Origin of the sequence: Desulfobacterium sp. N47, from assembly GCF_051233685.1 — a bacterium.
Lineage (GTDB): Bacteria > Desulfobacterota > Desulfobacteria > Desulfobacterales > RPRI01 > RPRI01.
In genome coordinates, this window is record NZ_JBAMMY010000296.1 from 1 (window position 1) to 1211 (window position 1211).

The 1211-nt window shown below is 31.2% G+C and carries 1 protein-coding gene; it reads right to left on the reverse strand.

The genetic code is table 11. The features are described from left to right. Positions 1-163: 163 nt before the first annotated feature. Positions 164-1087, reverse strand: coding sequence for a GDP-mannose 4,6-dehydratase (locus tag VXK47_RS19110; protein WP_435550383.1), 924 nt, complete (start codon positions 1085-1087; stop codon positions 164-166). Positions 1088-1211: the final 124 nt, after the last annotated feature.

The following is a 1211-nucleotide window of genomic DNA, read 5'->3' on the forward strand; positions in this document are numbered from 1 at the left end:
CCTGTTTTCGGTAGAATAAAATTAAAAGTTAAACTACTGATTCATTCATTTATTAAGCACACCGTAGAAAAGCTCGGCTTTTACAGCAGTGAACTCTTAAGCTGACAGGCAAACTCCGTGACTCTGAGGACTCTGAGAGAAATTAATCTCACATTTACTTTGTTCAAATTAAATAGTTTTGCCAATAAGAAATAATATCCTTCAAGCTTTGATCAAGGGAATATTTGATATTCCAGCCGGTTTTTTTTACTATTTTTTCATTTGATCCGATTATTATTTTATTGTCAGAAGGTCTGATAAGATTGTTTTTTATCGTAATGCTTATATCAATATTTAAAATATCTGTTATATCAGATATTACTTCTTTTAGACTCCGGCCCTGCCCGCTGCATACATTATATATTTCACCTTTTTCACCTTTATTTAACAATTGGTAGTATGCAGAAACAACGTCTCTTACATCTATAAAATCTCTGACAATGCTTATATCTCCGGCAACTAGTTCAGAACATTTTCCACCATTATTTTTAATTTGAACTAATTGTTTTATAAACGATGGTACTACAAATATATCTTTTTGATAAGTTCCGATATGATTAAAAGATCTTGTCATTATTACATTTAAACCATAGCCGTCAGCATAAATTTTGGAAAGCATTTCCTGAGACACACGTGCGACAGCATAAGGACTTATAGGTTTTAAAGGATGATCTTCCTTTAAGGGCAAATCTTCTTCACAAACATTACCGTATTCTTCAGATGATCCTATGGATAAAATACGGGTGGATAAATTTAATTTTCTTACAGCATCCAATAAATTTAAAAATATGTTTGTGTTATTTTGAAAACTTAGGACAGGATGTGTCCAGCTGAAAGCTACACTGCTATAAGATGCCAAGTGCAAAATATAATCCGGCTGAAATTGAAAAATAATATTTTCCACAACATCTTTTTGCAAAAGGTCAATTTTTTCAAAATCAAATTTTATATATTTGAATTGATCTTGACTGAATTCAGGGATATGGATATCTATACCCTTAACCAGAGCATGAATTTCATTTTTTTCAAGAAATTGAGGTAATTTAATAAGTCTATCAGGCTAAAATCTCGACGATTTTCAACCCACAATTTTTTATTTCAACCCAATTTTTCAGGCAAATTTACCAGGCAAAAAATATTTTCACTTTTTTTTATTTTCTGCTGGCGTCCGA